Below are 15798 nucleotides of genomic sequence, written 5' to 3' on the forward strand. Positions count from 1 at the left end.
TACGCGACGGCAATGATATAACATAGCGAAACTGCCGCAAGCCGCTGAGACGAAAAACAGACGCAATAAAGACAGTCCGGGGCGCGCGGATTCATCAGAACGGTCGCCCCCCCGGGCCCCGCTGCGACATCCGCCTTTGGGGCGATGCGTCAGCTGGCTGCTGCCCCGACCAATTGCCCACCCAACAGCAGAGCGCCCAAGGCAAGCACGGCGATAGCGGCGGCGGCTTCGATGGCATACCGCAGGCGCGCAGCCCATGCGGCGGACATGGCCGCACCCAGGCGTGTGGCGCCCTCGCGTGCGACCACCGCCAATCCCACCAGGACGGCCACGGTCAGGCCCGTGCCCAGGCCCATGGCCAATGCCGAAGCCATGCCGGCCGCGAAGAATCCTTGCGACAGGGCGAACACCAGCACGATCAGCGCGCCGCTGCACGGACGCAGCCCGACGGCGAGCACGGCGGCGATCGACCGGCGCAGCCCGGGCCGGCCCTGCACGTCGCGCGGATCGGGTACGTGCGCATGCCCGCAGCCGCAATCGTCGTGATGATGATCGTGATGGTGGCGAGGATCATGCGCGTGCTGGCCATGATCATGTCCATCATGCCGATGGCCGGCATGTGCCGCGCTTCGCGCTTCGCTTCGGGACCCGCGCCACGAGCGCAGCGCAGGACGCAGCGCCTTGCGCCACACCAGCCACAGTCCGAGCGCGACGATCAGCGCATACGACGCGGTTTCCAGCCAGTGCGTGGCGCGGTTCATCGTCGCAGCCGTCACGTTCAGCAGCCACGCCAGCACCGCCACTGCCACGATCGCGACCAGCGCCTGTACCAGCGCCGACACCATCGCCAGCACCGCCCCGTTGCGCGCGGTCTGGCGGTTGGCAAGCACATAGGCCGAGATCACCGCCTTGCCATGGCCGGGTCCCAACGCATGGAACACGCCATAGGCGAAGGACAGGCCGATCATCGTCCACCCGGCGCCGCCTTCGGCCTGCCAGGCGCGCAGCGCGCCGGTCAGCTGACGATAGAAATGGCTTTGCCAGATCGCGGCCTGGCCCAGCCACCCGGACAGCCAACCGGCGCTGCTCGCACCCGCTCCGCCGCCCTCGGGCACGCCGAAGGGATGCGCGGCCTGGGCCATGACGGGATGGAGGGCAAGGATAGCCAGGGCCGCCCAGGCGATCACTGCGCCGGCGTGCCTGATGCAACTCAAGAACATGCCACCTCTATGCGATGCGTGAGGCCTTTGGTGACGGCCAGCAGTTCCTCGGGCAAGCCTTCCGCGTCGGCCGGAATGGCGGCCAACTGCTGCATGGTCTGCCAATCCGGCGGCTTCGGCGGCCGGTAGGACGGCTTGCAGCCGGCCGGCGCCGCCTTAAGGGTGACCGCATCCGGCTCGTCGAAGGCATAGGCCACGAAGAACGTCGGGTCGTACACATCGATCGACACGCCGCGCGCGGCCGGCGCCGCGGGCTTGGCCAGCGGCAGTACGAAGGACAGCGTCAGCAAACCCTTCGCATCGCGAGTGACGCGCGCGTCGCGCGGCTTGCCGAACGCCTGACGCCTGCCATCCACCTGGACGGTGGTGAAGTAATGCGAAATGGGCTCGCCAAGAGCCTCCATCCAGTCGTCCGCCATGCGGCGCATCGTCTCGGGAGTCAGGCTGCCGTCGGGGCCTGTCGGCATGCCTTGGGCAGCGTACGCGGCGAACATCTCGTCGAACCGCCATTGCTGTTCGACCGCGGCGAGGCGGCCCTGTGTGTCGAACACCAGCGTGGCGCGCGCATCGATCCAGACATGAGGATGCGCCTGAAGCGGCGCCGCTGCGGCCAGCATGCAGACGCCCGCCATTACGGCGGCCAGGCGGCGCCGTCCCATCGCGAGCGAGCGCGCGCTGGCAGTTCGAAGCAGGATTGGGAATAACAAGGAAAAGAATCGCACAGGCATGGCGGAAGGCAGGAAGCAGAGAAGCCGCCCCGGTGGAGCGGTGGCGGCGCCGGCAGCGCGTAACCCTATGTTATATCATAACAATTCATCGCTTTCCCCCGGAGGGAGATTTCTGCTACTTTCCGGCTTGGCGGCGGCCGGCCCGCGCGCCGCTACCTTCATCGCGCCTTGCCACGATCCTCAATGTCCGCCCCCATCGCCACGTCCCGGCCCGATACCGTCAGCCAACAGCTCGAACTGGCCGAATCCCTGTGCGCCGAACGGGGACGGCGCCTCACGCCTATCCGCCGCAAGGTGCTGGAATTGCTGCTGCGCCATGGCCGCAGCCTGAAGGCCTACGAACTGCTCGAGGCGATGCGCGCGGTGCATCCGGGCGCCGCGCCTCCCACGGTGTATCGCGCGCTGGACTTCCTCATGGACGAAGGCCTGGTCCACCGGCTGGACGCGGTCAATGCGTGGAGCGCCTGTCATGACGCGGCCGGCGCGCCGCACGACCTGCTGGTCGTCTGCACGCGCTGCGGCGCGGTGGCCGAACTGAGCGATCCCGCCATGAGCCGGCAATTGGCCGAACGCGTGGCCCAGACCGGCTTCGCGCTGGCCACCCACGAAACCGAGATCCGCGCGCTGTGCCCGCAGTGCCAGAAATCGGCGCCTCCCTCCCACGATCATCACGGCCACACTCACTGAGACAGCCGGCTTTCGTGCACGGGACGGGGTCCGCATGTATCGGTCCGATACCGTGCGCAAGGGCTTCGAACGGCTCACTTGAAATTCACGGGTCCGCCCCCATTTGCTGTTTTCTCCCGGCATCCAGCCTGAATTTCGGCAGGAACTGACCGCAATTCGCCGATCGACGCCTCTAGGCCATTACGGGGTTTGCCCCCTGCCCGCGACTGTGCTGTAATCCTGCGTCCGGTCGGCGATTGTCGGTACGCCGTCGCCCCACCCCTCGGTGCGCGCGCCCCGTGTGTGCGCAGCCCGATACTAGCTTGCAGCTTCGCCATGAATACCCCGCGCAGTGTGGACAAAATGGTTCCCGTCACCATCCTCACCGGCTTTCTCGGAGCCGGCAAGACGACCCTGCTCAAACGCATCCTCACCGAATATCACGGCCGCCGCATCGCGGTGATCGAGAACGAGTTCGGGCCCGAAAGCATCGACAACGACCTGCTGGTGCAAGACAGCGATGAGGAGATCATCGAACTGTCCAACGGTTGCGTGTGCTGCACCGTGCGTGGCGACCTCATGCGCACGCTCTCCGATCTGCGCGCCAAGCGCGAGGCGGGCCAGCTGAGCTTCGAACGCGTCATCATCGAGACCACCGGCATGGCCAACCCCGGCCCGGTGTGCCAGACCTTCTTCATGGACGACGACATCGCCGAGTACTACCGCCTCGACGCGGTGGTCACGGTCGTCGACGCCAAGCACGGCATGGCCACGCTGGACGCCCAGCCCGAGGCGCAGAAGCAGGTCGGGTTCGCAGATCGCATCCTGGTGTCCAAGAAAGACCTGGTCAACGAAGTCGACTACGAGGCGCTGCGCGCCCGCCTGGTGCGCATCAATCCGCGCGCGCCCATCACGCCGGTTCATTTCGGCGAGGCCGATCTCAAGTCGCTCATCGACATCAGCGGCTTCAACCTGAACTCGATCCTGGACATCGACCCCGACTTCCTGGCGGGCGAGCATCCCGACGCCGCGCACGATCATGATCACGACCATGACCACGATCACGCCTGCGGCGATGACTGCGGTCACCCGCAACACCATCATCACCAGCACAACGACGAGATCGGCGCTTTCGTGTTCCGCTCGAACAAGCCCTTCGATCCGGCACGGCTCGAGGAATTCCTGGGCGGCGTGGTGCAGGTGTACGGACCCGACCTGATGCGGTACAAGGGCATCCTGTACATGAAGGGCATCAACCGCCGCATGCTGTTCCAGGGCGTACACATGATGATGGGCGCCGAGCCCGGCAAGCCCTGGACCTCAGCCGAAAAGCCATCTACCAAGATGGTCTTCATCGGACGCAAACTGCCTCAGGAAATCTTCACCCGGGGCCTGGAGCAATGCCTGGTCGGGTGAAACCGTCCAAGCGGGCGCTGCGCACGCCGCAACGCAAGTAGAAGAACGTAGTGCGAGGAAACTCTTAGCGCCGCGACTACAGGTTTAACGGCCAGCCGGATGCGGCATCCGCCCCGAGCTCGGATCGATCAATAGTGGAGTGTTTTCATGGCTACCAAGGCAGCAACCAAGAAATCAAGCAAGTCGGCGAACGAGACGGCGATTGATCTGCCCAGCGAAGAAGAATTGCTGGCCATGACCGAGGCCGACTACATGAACGACCGCCAGCTGGCGTTCTTCAAAGAGCGGCTCAAGCAACTCGAGCAGGACATCCTGGCCAACGCCGGCGAAACCACCGAGCACCTGCGCGAGACGCAGTTCGTCCCCGACCCGGCCGACCGCGCCACCATCGAAGAAGAACACGCGCTCGAACTGCGCACGCGCGACCGCGAGCGCAAGCTGCTGAAGAAGGTGCAGCAGGCCATCGCCCGAATCGACAGCGGCGAATACGGCTGGTGCGAAGAAACCGGCGAGCCCATCGGCATTCCGCGTCTGCTGGCCCGCCCCACGGCCACCCTGTCGCTGGAAGCCCAGGAACGCCGTGAAATGCGCCAGAAGCTGTACGGCGACTGATCCGACCGTACGCGCTGCCGCAGCCTTCATGCAGGCCATGCCGACATCGGCATGGCCTTTTTGCTTTCCGCGCGGTGGCGCGCAGCGGCGTTTCCTCGTAGCATGAATCGCGGCGCCGCCCGCCTTCACAGGCCCGGCCGGCTTGAAATCCACGCCCTCCGCCCCCACGTACTTCCCTCAAATGAAGGAAAGCGCATGGAACAATTTCACGCTACCACCATCGTCTGCGTCCGCCGCGGCAATCGCGTCGCGCTGGGCGGCGACGGACAGGTCACGCTGGGCAACATCGTCATCAAGGGCACGGCGCGCAAAATCCGCCGCCTGTACCACGACAAGATCCTGGCGGGCTTCGCCGGCGCCACGGCCGACGCATTCACGCTGCAAGAGCGTTTCGAGGCCAAGCTCGAAAAGCACCAGGGCCACCTGATGCGCGCCGCCGTCGAACTAACGCGCGACTGGCGCACCGACCGCGTACTGCGCCGCCTGGAAGCCATGCTGATCGTGGCAGACGCCGAACATACGCTGGTGCTTACCGGCAACGGCGACGTGCTCGAGCCCGAGCATGGCCTGGCGGCCATCGGGTCCGGCGGCGCCTATGCGCAGTCCGCCGCCCTGGCCTTGCTGCGCAACACCGAACTGCCGCCCGAAGACATCGTCAAGCAGTCGCTCGAGATCGCGGGCGACCTGTGCATCTACACCAACCAGAACCACGTGATCGAAGTGCTGGGCGAATAAGCCCCGGCCTCCCGCGGCGCGCGGCATTCGTGCGCCCTGCCCGCCACTCTGGAATTTCTCATGTCCGCATCCACCATGACACCCGGGGAAATCGTCTCCGAGCTCGACAAGTACATCATCGGCCAGAACCGCGCCAAGCGCGCGGTGGCGGTGGCGCTGCGCAACCGCTGGCGCCGCCAGCAGGTGCCCGAGCCGCTGCGCCACGAAATCCACCCCAAGAACATCCTGATGATCGGGCCCACCGGCGTGGGCAAGACCGAGATCGCGCGCCGCCTGGCCAAGCTGGCCAACGCGCCCTTCATCAAGATCGAGGCCACCAAGTTCACCGAAGTGGGCTATGTGGGCCGCGACGTGGACACCATCATCCGCGACCTTACCGAGTTCTCCATCAAGCAGACGCGCGAACTCGAAATGCGCCGCGTGCGCAGCCATGCGGAAGACGCCGCCGAAGACCGCATCCTGGACGCGCTGGTGCCGCCGGCGCGCACCGCCACCGGCGATCCCGAACGCGGCGAGGACGGCACAGCCCGCCAGACGTTCCGCAAGCGCCTGCGCGAAGGCAAGATCGACGACCTTGAAATCGAGATCGAAGTCGCACAGCCCATGCCGCAGATGGACGTGATGACGCCGCCCGGCATGGAAGAGATGGCCGAGCAGCTGCGCGGCATGTTCGCCGGACTGCAGCGCGACAAGAAGAAGCCCAAGAAAATGAAGGTGAAGGAAGCCTTCAAGCTCATCGTCGAGGAAGAAGCCGCCAAGCGCGTCAACGAGGACGACCTGCGCGCCACGGCGGTGGCCAATGTCGAGCAGAACGGCATCGTGTTCCTGGACGAGATCGACAAGATCGCGGCGCGCCAGGAGACCGGCGGCGCCGACGTGTCGCGCCAGGGCGTGCAGCGCGACCTGCTGCCGCTGGTCGAGGGCACCACGGTAAACACGCGCTACGGCATGGTGCGCACCGACCACATCCTGTTCATTGCGTCAGGCGCGTTCCACCTGGCGCGCCCGTCCGACCTGATCCCCGAGCTGCAGGGCCGCTTCCCCATCCGCGTCGAACTGGATTCGCTGACGGCCAAGGACTTCATCAGCATCCTGTCGGACACCGATGCTTCGCTTATCAAGCAGTACTCCGCGCTGCTGGCCACGGAAGACGTGACACTCGAGTTCACCGACGACGGCATCGCGCGCCTGGCCGAGCTGGCGTTCTCGGTCAACGAGCGCACCGAGAACATCGGCGCGCGGCGCCTGTACACGGTGATGGAGAAGCTGCTGGAAGACCTGTCGTTCGACGCCAGTGCGCACGGCGCGCGCACGGTGAAGATCGATGCGGCGTACGTGGACGAACAGCTGGCCGAGACGGCAGGCAGCCAGGATCTCGCGCGCTACGTGCTGTAGCGCATGGCCGCCGCGCACGCCGCTTTCGGGCGGCGTGCCGGCGCCCGGTTATTTCGAGATCTGGGTGACGGTGTACTTGCCGTCCTTGCGCTCGGCGGTAAAGCTCACCTTGTCGCCGGGCTTGATGTCGGCCAACAGTTTCGGATCGGCCTGATACACGAGCGTCATTGCCGGCAGTTCCAGGGCCGAGATCGCCCCGTGCTTCAACGTGACCTTGCCCGCCGCCGCGTCCACGCGCCGCACCTCGCCGCTGGCGCTGGCCTGCTGGCCATAGGCGGCCGGCACGGCCACCGCGGCCAGGATCATCGCCGCGGTCGCGGCATGCCGTCGAAAGAAAAATCCCACGCGTACCTCCCATGCATGTCCAAGGTCCAGCATAACGCAAGCTGGCGCCGAGGTCCGATGCGGGCGCTCGGCGTCCTGGCGCGGCGCAAGCCATGCCCGCGCAAGCCGCATCCCGCGCCGGTGCTAGGATAGCCCCACCCCACGAAGAGGCTCTTTCCATGGCAAATCGACTGTCCGTGATCGCCACCCGCACCGGCGACGACGGCACCACCGGACTGGGCGACGGCTCGCGCACCGACAAAGACGCGCCGCGCATCGTCGCCCTGGGCGACGTGGACGAGTTGAACAGCGTGCTGGGCCTGCTGTGCGCCGAGCCGCTGCCCGGCGAGGTGGCGGCCGACCTGCTGGCGATCCAGCACGACCTGTTCGACCTCGGCGCCGAACTCAGCATCCCGGGCTACGCGACACTCGCCGATGCGCAGGTGGCACGTCTGGATGCGCGGCTTGCCCACTACAACGCCACGCTCGCTCCGCTGCGCGAGTTCATACTGCCCGGCGGCAGCCGCGCGGCGGCGCTGGCGCACGTGGCGCGCACCGCTGCTCGCCGCGCCGAGCGCTCGCTGGTCGCCCTGGCGCGCCGCGAATCCGTGCAGGTCACCGCCCGGCAATACCTGAACCGCCTGTCCGACCTGCTGTTCGTGCTGGCGCGCTACCTGAACCGCGCCGACGGCCGTACGGACATTCACTGGAGCAGCCCGCACGCGCGCCGGACCGACTGAACCGGGCGCCGCACTTACAATGGCCGCCATCGCCACGTTTCTCTTCCGCATGCCATGACTGTGCTCGTTACCGGCGGCGCCGGCTTCATCGGCGCCAATTTCGTGCAAGACTGGCTCGCCGCCTGCGACGAGCCGGTGGTCAACCTCGACAAGCTCACCTACGCGGGTAACCTGGACAACCTCGCTGCCCTTCGGGACGATCCGCGCCATCGCTTCGTCCACGGCGACATTTGCGACGCCGCGCTGCTGCGGCGGCTGCTGGCCGAACATCGGCCCCGCGCGGTGGTGCACTTCGCGGCCGAGTCGCACGTGGACCGCTCGATCCAAGGCCCCGGCGAGTTCATCCAGACCAATGTGATGGGCACTTTCCAGCTGCTGGAAGCGGTGCGGAGCTACTGGCACGAGCTGCGGGGCGACGAACGCTCCGCGTTTCGCCACGTGCACATCTCCACCGACGAGGTCTACGGATCGCTGGCGCCGCACGAGCCCGCCTTCACCGAGACGCATCCGTACCAGCCCAACAGCCCCTATTCGGCCAGCAAGGCGGCCAGCGACCACCTGGCGCGGGCCTATCACCACACCTACGGCCTGCCGGTGCTGACCACCAACTGCTCGAACAATTACGGCCCGTACCAGTTCCCCGAGAAACTCATCCCACTGGTCATCCACAATGCGCTCGCCGGCAAGCCGCTGCCTGTCTACGGGGACGGCATGCAGGTGCGCGACTGGCTGTACGTGGGCGACCATTGCAGCGGCGTGCGCCGGGTGCTCGAGGCCGGCCTGCCCGGCCAGACCTACAACATCGGCGGCAACAACGAGCAGGCCAATCTGGACGTGGTGCGCACGCTGTGCAAGCTGCTGGACGAATTGCGCCCCGACCCACAAGGACCGTACGAGCGCCTCATCACCTTCGTGCGCGATCGGCCAGGCCACGACAGGCGCTACGCCATCGACATGCGCAAGCTGGCGCGCGAACTGGGCTGGACGCCCGAGCACGACTTCGCAAGCGGCGTCCGCCTGACGGTGCAGTGGTACCTCGACCACCCGGAATGGGTCCAGCGCGCCACCAGCGGCGACTACCGCCACTGGGTCGCCGCGCAATATGCGCCATGAAGATACTGCTGCTCGGCGCGACGGGACAGTTGGGCAGGAGCCTGGCGCCGGTGCTCGGCAGCCACGGTGAACTGACGGCGCTCGACCGCGGCAAGGCGGACCTGTCCGACCTCGAGGGGCTGCGGCGCGTCGTGCTGGCGCACGCCCCGGACGTCATCGTCAACGCCGCGGCCCATACCGCGGTCGACCAGGCCGAACGCGAGCCGGCCGCGGCCATGCGCATCAACGCCGAGGCCGTGGCGGTGCTGGCGCAGCTGGCCCGCGAGCGCGGCGCGCTGCTGGTGCACTATTCCACCGACTATGTCTTCGACGGCGCCAAGACAGGCGCCTATATCGAGAGCGATGCGGCGCACCCGCTGAACGTCTACGGGCGGTCCAAGCTGGCGGGCGAGCAAGCGGTGCTGGACAGCGGCTGCCAAGGCGTGGTGCTGCGCACGAGCTGGGTGTACGCCGCCCACGGCGCCAACTTCGTCAGGTCGGTACTGGCGTTGGCCGCCTCGCACGACACGCTGCGGATGGTGGCCGACCAGGTCGGCGCGCCCACCGCCACGTCGCGTATCGCAAGCGTCAGCGCCCAGGTCATCGCGGCCAGCCTGGCGGGGCGACTGCCATCGGGCCTGTACCATCTGGCCGCCACGGGCGCGGTCGACCGGCACACGCTGGCGTGCCATATCGTCGAACGCGCATTACGCAACGGCCTGCCCTTGCGGTTGCGGCCCGAGCATATCCAGCCCATCGACACGCCGGAAGATCCGGCGCGCGCCCGCCGGCCGCTCAACAGCCGCCTGGACAGCAGTGCGCTGGCACGCGCGCTGGACATCGAGCTGCCGGACTGGCGCGTCGACCTGGACGCCACCGTCGACGCGTTGACGCGTTGACGCGTTATTCGGCCACGGCCACCGGACGGCCGAAGAACGGATAGCTGGGGTCGTTGTAGCCATGCGAAGACGCATGCCCCGGCGTCACCCAGCCGTTGACCATGGCTTCTTCCTGCGGCGTGATCTCCAGGTCGATGGCGGCGTAGTAGTCCTCCATCTGCGCCAGCGTGCGCGGCCCGGCAATGACAGAGGTGATCACCGGATTGGCCAGCACCCATGCCGTGGCGAAGTGCCCCGCCAGCACGCCGCGGCCCTTGCAGTATTCGGTAAGCCGCTGCGCGATCTGCAGCGACTCTTCTCGAAACTCGGTGTCGAGAATGCGCTTGTCGCCGCGGCCCGCGCGGGTCTCGGGCGCGGGCGCCTGGCCGGGCGCGTACTTGCCCGTCAGCACGCCGCGCGCGATGGGGCTGTATGGCACCACCCCCAGGCCGTAGTGCGCGCAGGCTGGCAGGATCTCGACCTCGGGATTGCGATTCAGCATGTTGTAGTAGGGCTGGCAGACCACCGGCTTGGGCACGCCCAGCTGCTCGCACAGGCGGATCATCTCGGCGATGCGCCATCCGCGGAAGTTGGACACGCCGAAGCTGCGCAGCTTGCCCGCGCGAATCAGGTCGCCCAGCGCCCACACGGCTTCTTCCAGGTTTTCTTCATGGAAGTCGCGATGCAGATACAGGATGTCGAGGTAGTCGGTATCCAGACGCCTGAGGCTGTCTTCGACGCCCTGCATCATCCACTTGCGCGAATAGTGCGAGTGGTTCGGCGCCTTGGCCACCACATTGCCGATCTTGCTGGCCAGCACCCAGTCATGCCGCTGGCCGGCCAGCAGCTTGCCCACCACCTCTTCCGAGCGGCCGCCGTTGTAGACGTCGGCGGTGTCGATGAAGTTGAGCCCATGCTCGCGGGCCGAGGCCACGATGGCTTCGGCCTGGTCGAACGGCGTCTGTTCCCCGAACATCATCGTGCCCAGGCAAAGCTCGGAGACCTTCAGGTTGCTGCTGCCGAGTCGGCGGTATTTCATGGCGTACCTTCCTTGTGCGTGGCCGGACCGGCTTGCGCACCACGGCGCATGGACCGGCGAATGAAAAAGCGCTGGCATGCAGCATACGCCTGTTCGGCCGAGGCTTGTCCACAACGGCTGCGTTACAGTGAACGCTCCGCCGCCCACGAGTCCGTCCGTCACCATGAAGATCACCCCCATGGCCATTCCCGACGTCCTGATGCTCGAGCCCCTCGTACACGAAGATGAGCGCGGCTATTTCTACGAGAGCTTCCATCTGGCGCGCCTGGAAAAGGCGGTCGGCCGCGCGCTGAATTTCGTGCAGGACAACCAGTCCCTGTCTCGGCGCAATGTGCTGCGCGGCCTGCATTACCAGGTCGAGCAGCCGCAGGGCAAGCTGGTCCGGGCGCTGGCGGGGGACATCTTCGACGTGGCGGTGGACCTGCGCCGCCAATCGCCCACCTTCGGCCAGTGGACCGGCTGCGTGCTGTCGGCGCGGAACCGACGGCAGCTATGGATACCGGAGGGCTTCGCCCACGGCATGCTGTCGCTGTCGGATGAGGCCGAAGTCCTGTACAAGGTCACGGCTTACTATGAGCCGCGGCACGATCGGTCGCTGCTGTGGAACGACCCGGCGATAGGCATCGAGTGGCCCCTGGATGGCCCGCCGCGGTTGTCGGCCAAAGACCGCGCGGCGCCGCCGCTGGCCCAGGCGGAGACCTATCCGGCCTGACAGGCGCCCGGCGCCGACGGGCACCTGAGCGCCGCAGCGCTTCAGTTCACGCCGGCCGCGTGCGCCTGCTGGTCGGCGTGATACGACGAACGCACCATGGCGCCTACCGCGGCGTGCGTGAAGCCCATGGCATAGGCTTCGCGCTCGAACATCGCGAAGGTATCCGGATGCACGTAGCGCAGCACCGGCAGGTGGTGCTCGGAGGGCTGCAGGTACTGGCCGATGGTGAGCATGTCGACGTTGTGGGCGCGCATGTCGCGCATGACCTGCAGGATCTCCTCGTCGGTTTCGCCCAGACCCAGCATCAGGCCGGATTTGGTGGGCACCTCGGGATGCAGCTGCTTGAACTCGGCCAGCAGCTTCAGCGAATGCGCATAGTCCGACCCCGGACGGGCCTGCTTGTACAGGCGCGGCACGGTCTCCAGGTTGTGGTTCATCACGTCGGGCGGCCCGCTGTTCAGGATCGCCAGGGCGCGGTCGAGGCGGCCGCGGAAATCCGGCACCAGCACTTCGATGCGGGTGCTGGGCGACTGCTCGCGCACCTGCGTGATGCAGTCGACGAAATGGGCGGCGCCGCCGTCGCGCAGGTCGTCGCGGTCGACCGAGGTGATGACCACGTACGACAGCTTCAGCGCGGCAATGGTGCGCGCCAGGTTGGCCGGCTCGTTCGGATCCAGCGGATCGGGACGGCCATGGCCCACGTCACAGAACGGACAGCGCCGGGTGCACTTGTCGCCCATGATCATGAACGTGGCGGTGCCCTTGCCGAAGCACTCGCCGATGTTGGGACACGAGGCTTCCTCGCACACCGTGTGCAGATTGTGCTCGCGCAGGATGCGCTTGATGTCGTAGAAACGCGAACCGGGCGAAGCCGCGCGCACGCGGATCCATTCGGGCTTCTTCAGGCGCTCGGCCGGCACCACCTTGATGGGGATGCGAGCCGTCTTGGCCTGGGACTTCTGCTTCTGCGTCGCGTCGTAAGGAGCCGACGCGGCGGCCTGAGGTTCTGCGGAGGGGAGCGTGGACTCGCCTGTCGTGGACATGAGGGCACCTTCTTGGCGCGCCCATGGGGCCGCCAGATCGATAAACAGCTAGTGTAGAGGTTTTTTTACGGGGCTACGGCCCCGGGCCCCGGGTTTGGTCTGTCTGGGTTCTTTACTGATGGCGGTGCTTGATGTGCGAGGGGGTATGCCGTCGGGGATTCTGGTTCTTGAGGCGCCGCAGCCGGACCTGCGAAGTCCCGTCCTCGCGCTGAAGCGCTGCGGGCGCGACTTCTCCGGCCCGGACGCGGCTCGCAAGATCGATGAATGACGATTGCATTTTCACCTGTCCATCATTTCCACCTGTCATTCATGACGCGGACGAGCACGCGTCGCACCAGGCAGCGTCTTGGGCTGCGTTGTGCCGTGGCGCCAGGAGTGAATGGAGAGGAATAAAGAGAAGCGGAAGAATGATGATTGATGGTTGGAGAAACCGTCGTATGGCGTTGTCGTGAGCCTGGATCATGGCGGAGGACTCGCGCCCGCAGCGCGGCAGCGCGAGGACGAGAGTCCGCAGTCATGAGCCAGGCGTCTCAAGAACCCAGACATCGCCGTCGCTCACAGGCGCATGACACTCAGCTTCTAGCCGCACAAACCTTCGCTGGATATCTCCGGCACCACCCGGGCGGCCAGGCGGTGGCCCACTTCGGACAGGTCGGCGCGCACGCCGCAGGTGGCCATGTCCACGGTGCGCAGGCCCTCGTAGCCGCAGGGATTGATGCCCAGGAAGGGAGAGAGGTCCATGTCCACGTTGATGGACATGCCGTGGTACGCGCGTCCGTTGCGCACCTTGATGCCCAGCGCGGCGATCTTGGCCAGTTCCGGGCCGCCGTGGGGGTCGGGAACGAACACGCCCGGCGCGCCGGGCTTGCGACAGGCGCCGCGTATGCCGAACTCTCGCAGGGTGCCGATCACGGCCTCTTCGAGCAGGGCCACGTATTCGCGCACGTACAGGCGCGCGCGGCGCAGGTCCAGCAGCACGTACGCCACCACCTGGCCCGGTCCGTGATAGGTGGCCTGGCCGCCGCGATCGCAGCGCACGACGGGTATGCCCTTGGCGTCCAGCAGGTGGCGGTCCAGGCCTGCCTGGCCCAGGGTGTAGACCGGAGCGTGCTCGCACAGCCAGATCTCGTCGGCATCGTCGGGCGTGCGCTCGTCGGTGTAGTCGCGCATGGCCTGCCATACCGGCAGATAGTCGGCCGGACGCTCCAGCCATTTGGTGACAACTTGCACGGCGAGCTCCGCCTACAGGACGATGGACACCATGGGATGGCCGTGCAGGGCGCGGTACAGCGCGTCGAGTTGTTCGCGGGAGGTGGCGCGCACGGTGAAGGTCAGGCCCAGATAGTTGCCGCCCTTGCTGGGCCGCATCTCGACCGTGGCGGGGTCGAAGCCGGGGTCGAACTGCAGCACGACCTCGGTCAGGATCTGCGCGAATTCCGGGTGGTGCTTGCCCATCACTTTGATGGGAAAGTCGGACGGATATTCGATCAGGGATTCTTCGGGAGGGATATTCATCGGGATCTGCCTGGCAGGGCCGCCGGGCCGGTGCGGCCAAGGCCGCCGGCGGTGGACCGCGGCCCGGATCGCACACGGCGGCCCGGTGAAACGCCTGGAGGGCCGCGCGGCCTGAAATGCGGCGATGCGGGCATCATAACCCGCACGCCAATCCGCAAAAACCCGGTCGGCCTTTACGCGCCCCGCCGCGGCGAGCGCCGGCGACAGGCGTGGACGCGCCATTGCGCCGCCGGACTTCGCGCGCGGTTACTGGAACCAGCGCTTGACCATGTCGGTCATGCGGCCGAAGAAGCCCGCGCGCTCGACGTCTTCCTGGGCGACCAGCGGTTCGGTGCGCAGGGTCTTGCCGTCCAGCGTCAGTTGCACGGTGCCGACCTGCTGGCCCTTGGCGATGGGCGCGACCAGCGGATCGGTGCGCTGCGCCACCGGCTTGATCTCGGCGCCCTTGCCGCGCGGCACCGCCAGCCACACCGGATTGGGCGGGCCCAGCTTGACCGTCTCGGCCTTGCCTTCCCAGACGCGCGCGTCCAGGCCGGGTTGGTTCTGGCCGTACAGTTTCACCGTGTCGAAGTTCTGGAAGCTCCAGTTCAGCAGCTTCAGGCTTTCCTCGGCGCGCGTGGCCTCGCTGTCGGCGCCGACCAGCACCGTCAGGATGCGGCGCTCGCCGCGCATGGCGGTGGTGACCAGGCAGTAGCCGGCCGATTCGGTATGGCCGGTCTTCATGCCGTCGACCGACGGGTCGGCCCACAGCAGACGATTACGGTTGGGCTGCGTGATCTTGTTGTACGTGTACTCGCGCTGCTTGTAGTAGTGGAAATAGTCGGGATGGTCGGCGATGAGGTGCGACGCCAGCACGGCCAGGTCGCGGGCCGTGGTGACGTGTTGCGGATCGGGCAGGCCCGTGGCGTTCATGAAGTGCGAGTTGCGCATGCCCAGGCGCTGCGCCTCCTGGTTCATGAGCGCGGCGAAGGAGGCTTCGCTGCCCCCCACCGCCTCGGCCAGGGCGACCGATGCATCGTTGCCGGACTGCACGATCATGCCCTGGTTGAGCTCGTCCACCGTGACCGGCTTGCGCGGCTCGATGAACATGCGCGATCCGCCTGTGCGCCAGGCGCGCTCGGACACTGGCACCTGCTGCTGCAGCGTCAGACGCTTCTCTTCCAGCGCGTTGAACACGACATAGGCCGTCATGATCTTGGTCAGCGACGCGGGCTCGATCTTCATGTCCGGATTGGACGAGGCCAGCGTCTGGCCGCTGTTGACGTCGACCGAGATCCAGGCGCGCGCGGCGATGGTGGGAGCCGGCACCGCGGCCAGGTCGCCGACCTGCGGCGCCGCCACATCGGTGAAGGGCAACGCTGTGGGCGGCGTCTGCGAGGCGGGCGCGGCGGGCGGCTGGGACTGCGAGGACGTGGCCGGCTGCGGCGCGGCCTGCTGCTGTGCGGCTGCCGGCAACGCGCCCGCGATCATGGCGGCGGCAAGGGCGCCAGCCAGCGCGCGGCGCGCAAAAGATGCGGGAACAACGGCGGATTGGGACAATTTCTTCATCGGCAACGATATCCGGTGGTAAGGCTCGACCTTGCGGGAAAGTGGCTGCAATTATAGGCAGCCTATGCGATCGGCCTGGGACGGAAACGTTCCCGTATGCGGGCAATTATGCAACGCAATGTAGGACGCACGCCG

The 15798-nt window shown here is 66.9% G+C and carries 17 protein-coding genes; 9 read left to right on the top strand and 8 right to left on the bottom strand.

From position 1 onward, the window contains the following. Nucleotides 1-149: 149 nt before the first annotated feature. Together CAL15_RS22850 and CAL15_RS22855 are read right to left on the bottom strand one after the other, a co-directional pair. Nucleotides 150-1214 (bottom strand): nickel/cobalt transporter, encoded by a 1065-nt coding sequence (locus CAL15_RS22850; protein WP_232468061.1) that lies wholly within the window; start codon nt 1212-1214, stop codon nt 150-152. Next, nucleotides 1211-1837: a DUF1007 family protein gene (locus CAL15_RS22855; RefSeq protein ID WP_086081255.1), complete on the bottom strand. Its 627-nt coding sequence runs from the start codon at nt 1835-1837 to the stop codon at nt 1211-1213. The genes CAL15_RS22850 and CAL15_RS22855 overlap by 4 nt, the downstream gene beginning before the upstream one ends. Before the next feature lie 294 nt (nt 1838-2131). On the opposite strand from CAL15_RS22855, the gene CAL15_RS22860 reads away from it, so the two are divergent. From CAL15_RS22860 to hslU, 5 genes are all read left to right on the top strand, one after another. Then, nucleotides 2132-2635: a Fur family transcriptional regulator gene (locus CAL15_RS22860; RefSeq protein ID WP_086080599.1), complete on the top strand. Its 504-nt coding sequence runs from the start codon at nt 2132-2134 to the stop codon at nt 2633-2635. Nucleotides 2636-2950: 315 nt separating this feature from the next. Continuing rightward, entirely contained in the window at nt 2951-4030 is a 1080-nt protein-coding gene (locus CAL15_RS22865) for a CobW family GTP-binding protein (protein WP_086080600.1), read from the top strand. 147 nt (nt 4031-4177) lie between these two features. Next, nucleotides 4178-4642: an RNA polymerase-binding protein DksA gene (dksA, locus tag CAL15_RS22870; protein ID WP_086080601.1), complete on the top strand. Its 465-nt coding sequence runs from the start codon at nt 4178-4180 to the stop codon at nt 4640-4642. A gap of 195 nt (nt 4643-4837) precedes the next feature. Beyond that, nucleotides 4838-5377 carry an ATP-dependent protease subunit HslV gene (gene hslV, locus CAL15_RS22875; protein WP_086080602.1) on the top strand — a complete coding sequence of 180 codons (540 nt, stop codon included), beginning with the start codon at nt 4838-4840 and terminating at the stop codon, nt 5375-5377. A 60-nt stretch (nt 5378-5437) separates the two neighbouring features. Then, on the top strand, nt 5438-6772 hold the full coding sequence (gene hslU, locus CAL15_RS22880; protein WP_086080603.1) for an ATP-dependent protease ATPase subunit HslU: 1335 nt from the start codon (nt 5438-5440) through the stop codon (nt 6770-6772). 48 nt (nt 6773-6820) lie between these two features. Here the strand turns inward: hslU and CAL15_RS22885 are convergent, their stop codons facing one another. Further along, entirely contained in the window at nt 6821-7078 is a 258-nt protein-coding gene (locus CAL15_RS22885; protein WP_086080604.1) for a copper-binding protein, read from the bottom strand. A gap of 197 nt (nt 7079-7275) precedes the next feature. Here CAL15_RS22885 and CAL15_RS22890 point away from each other — a divergent pair, with 197 nt between their 5' ends. From CAL15_RS22890 to rfbD, 3 genes are read left to right on the top strand one after another with little or no spacing between them, the layout of a single operon-like run. Beyond that, entirely contained in the window at nt 7276-7836 is a 561-nt protein-coding gene (locus CAL15_RS22890; RefSeq protein ID WP_086080605.1) for a cob(I)yrinic acid a,c-diamide adenosyltransferase, read from the top strand. 54 nt (nt 7837-7890) lie between these two features. Continuing rightward, nucleotides 7891-8949, top strand: coding sequence for a dTDP-glucose 4,6-dehydratase (rfbB, locus tag CAL15_RS22895; RefSeq protein ID WP_086080606.1), 1059 nt, complete (start codon nt 7891-7893; stop codon nt 8947-8949). Then, the gene (gene rfbD / locus CAL15_RS22900; protein ID WP_086080607.1) at nt 8946-9827 is read left to right on the top strand and encodes a dTDP-4-dehydrorhamnose reductase; all 882 of its coding nucleotides are present in this window, start codon (nt 8946-8948) and stop codon (nt 9825-9827) included. The genes rfbB and rfbD overlap by 4 nt, the downstream gene beginning before the upstream one ends. A 4-nt stretch (nt 9828-9831) precedes the next feature. On the opposite strand, the gene CAL15_RS22905 is transcribed toward rfbD, so the two are convergent. Then, a complete protein-coding gene (locus CAL15_RS22905) occupies nt 9832-10845 on the bottom strand; it encodes an aldo/keto reductase (protein WP_086080608.1) in 1014 nt (337 codons plus the stop codon). Nucleotides 10846-11008: 163 nt separating this feature from the next. Between CAL15_RS22905 and rfbC the strand changes: the two genes are divergently transcribed. Next, the gene (gene rfbC, locus CAL15_RS22910; protein WP_086080609.1) at nt 11009-11557 is read left to right on the top strand and encodes a dTDP-4-dehydrorhamnose 3,5-epimerase; all 549 of its coding nucleotides are present in this window, start codon (nt 11009-11011) and stop codon (nt 11555-11557) included. Between the two features lie 41 nt (nt 11558-11598). Here rfbC and lipA read toward each other — a convergent pair whose 3' ends face one another. From lipA to CAL15_RS22930, 4 genes are all read right to left on the bottom strand, one after another. Beyond that, nucleotides 11599-12600 carry a lipoyl synthase gene (gene lipA, locus CAL15_RS22915; protein ID WP_086080610.1) on the bottom strand — a complete coding sequence of 334 codons (1002 nt, stop codon included), beginning with the start codon at nt 12598-12600 and terminating at the stop codon, nt 11599-11601. A 579-nt stretch (nt 12601-13179) separates the two neighbouring features. Then, nucleotides 13180-13770, bottom strand: coding sequence for a lipoyl(octanoyl) transferase LipB (lipB, locus tag CAL15_RS22920; RefSeq protein WP_086081256.1), 591 nt, complete (start codon nt 13768-13770; stop codon nt 13180-13182). 72 nt (nt 13771-13842) lie between these two features. Continuing rightward, complete coding sequence (locus tag CAL15_RS22925) at nt 13843-14115, bottom strand: YbeD family protein (RefSeq protein WP_086080611.1); 273 nt, start codon at nt 14113-14115, stop codon at nt 13843-13845. 246 nt (nt 14116-14361) lie between these two features. Beyond that, nucleotides 14362-15663, bottom strand: coding sequence for a D-alanyl-D-alanine carboxypeptidase family protein (locus tag CAL15_RS22930; protein WP_086080612.1), 1302 nt, complete (start codon nt 15661-15663; stop codon nt 14362-14364). Between the last annotated feature and the right edge of the window lie 135 nt (nt 15664-15798).

Source organism: Bordetella genomosp. 13, from assembly GCF_002119665.1.
Lineage (GTDB): Bacteria > Pseudomonadota > Gammaproteobacteria > Burkholderiales > Burkholderiaceae_B > Bordetella.

Coding starts and splice junctions, on each gene's coding strand:
- hslV (WP_086080602.1), top strand. CDS start 4,838: ATGGAACAATTTCACGCTACCACCATCGTCTGCGTCCGCCGCGGCAAT.
- rfbD (WP_086080607.1), top strand. CDS start 8,946: ATGAAGATACTGCTGCTCGGCGCGACGGGACAGTTGGGCAGGAGCCTG.
- hslU (WP_086080603.1), top strand. CDS start 5,438: ATGTCCGCATCCACCATGACACCCGGGGAAATCGTCTCCGAGCTCGAC.
- CAL15_RS22855 (WP_086081255.1), bottom strand. CDS start 1,837: ATGCTGGCCGCAGCGGCGCCGCTTCAGGCGCATCCTCATGTCTGGATC.
- rfbC (WP_086080609.1), top strand. CDS start 11,009: ATGAAGATCACCCCCATGGCCATTCCCGACGTCCTGATGCTCGAGCCC.
- CAL15_RS22865 (WP_086080600.1), top strand. CDS start 2,951: ATGAATACCCCGCGCAGTGTGGACAAAATGGTTCCCGTCACCATCCTC.
- dksA (WP_086080601.1), top strand. CDS start 4,178: ATGGCTACCAAGGCAGCAACCAAGAAATCAAGCAAGTCGGCGAACGAG.
- CAL15_RS22930 (WP_086080612.1), bottom strand. CDS start 15,663: ATGAAGAAATTGTCCCAATCCGCCGTTGTTCCCGCATCTTTTGCGCGC.
- CAL15_RS22905 (WP_086080608.1), bottom strand. CDS start 10,845: ATGAAATACCGCCGACTCGGCAGCAGCAACCTGAAGGTCTCCGAGCTT.
- CAL15_RS22860 (WP_086080599.1), top strand. CDS start 2,132: ATGTCCGCCCCCATCGCCACGTCCCGGCCCGATACCGTCAGCCAACAG.
- lipB (WP_086081256.1), bottom strand. CDS start 13,770: ATGCGCGACTACACCGACGAGCGCACGCCCGACGATGCCGACGAGATC.
- lipA (WP_086080610.1), bottom strand. CDS start 12,600: ATGTCCACGACAGGCGAGTCCACGCTCCCCTCCGCAGAACCTCAGGCC.
- CAL15_RS22925 (WP_086080611.1), bottom strand. CDS start 14,115: ATGAATATCCCTCCCGAAGAATCCCTGATCGAATATCCGTCCGACTTT.
- CAL15_RS22890 (WP_086080605.1), top strand. CDS start 7,276: ATGGCAAATCGACTGTCCGTGATCGCCACCCGCACCGGCGACGACGGC.
- rfbB (WP_086080606.1), top strand. CDS start 7,891: ATGACTGTGCTCGTTACCGGCGGCGCCGGCTTCATCGGCGCCAATTTC.
- CAL15_RS22885 (WP_086080604.1), bottom strand. CDS start 7,078: ATGATCCTGGCCGCGGTGGCCGTGCCGGCCGCCTATGGCCAGCAGGCC.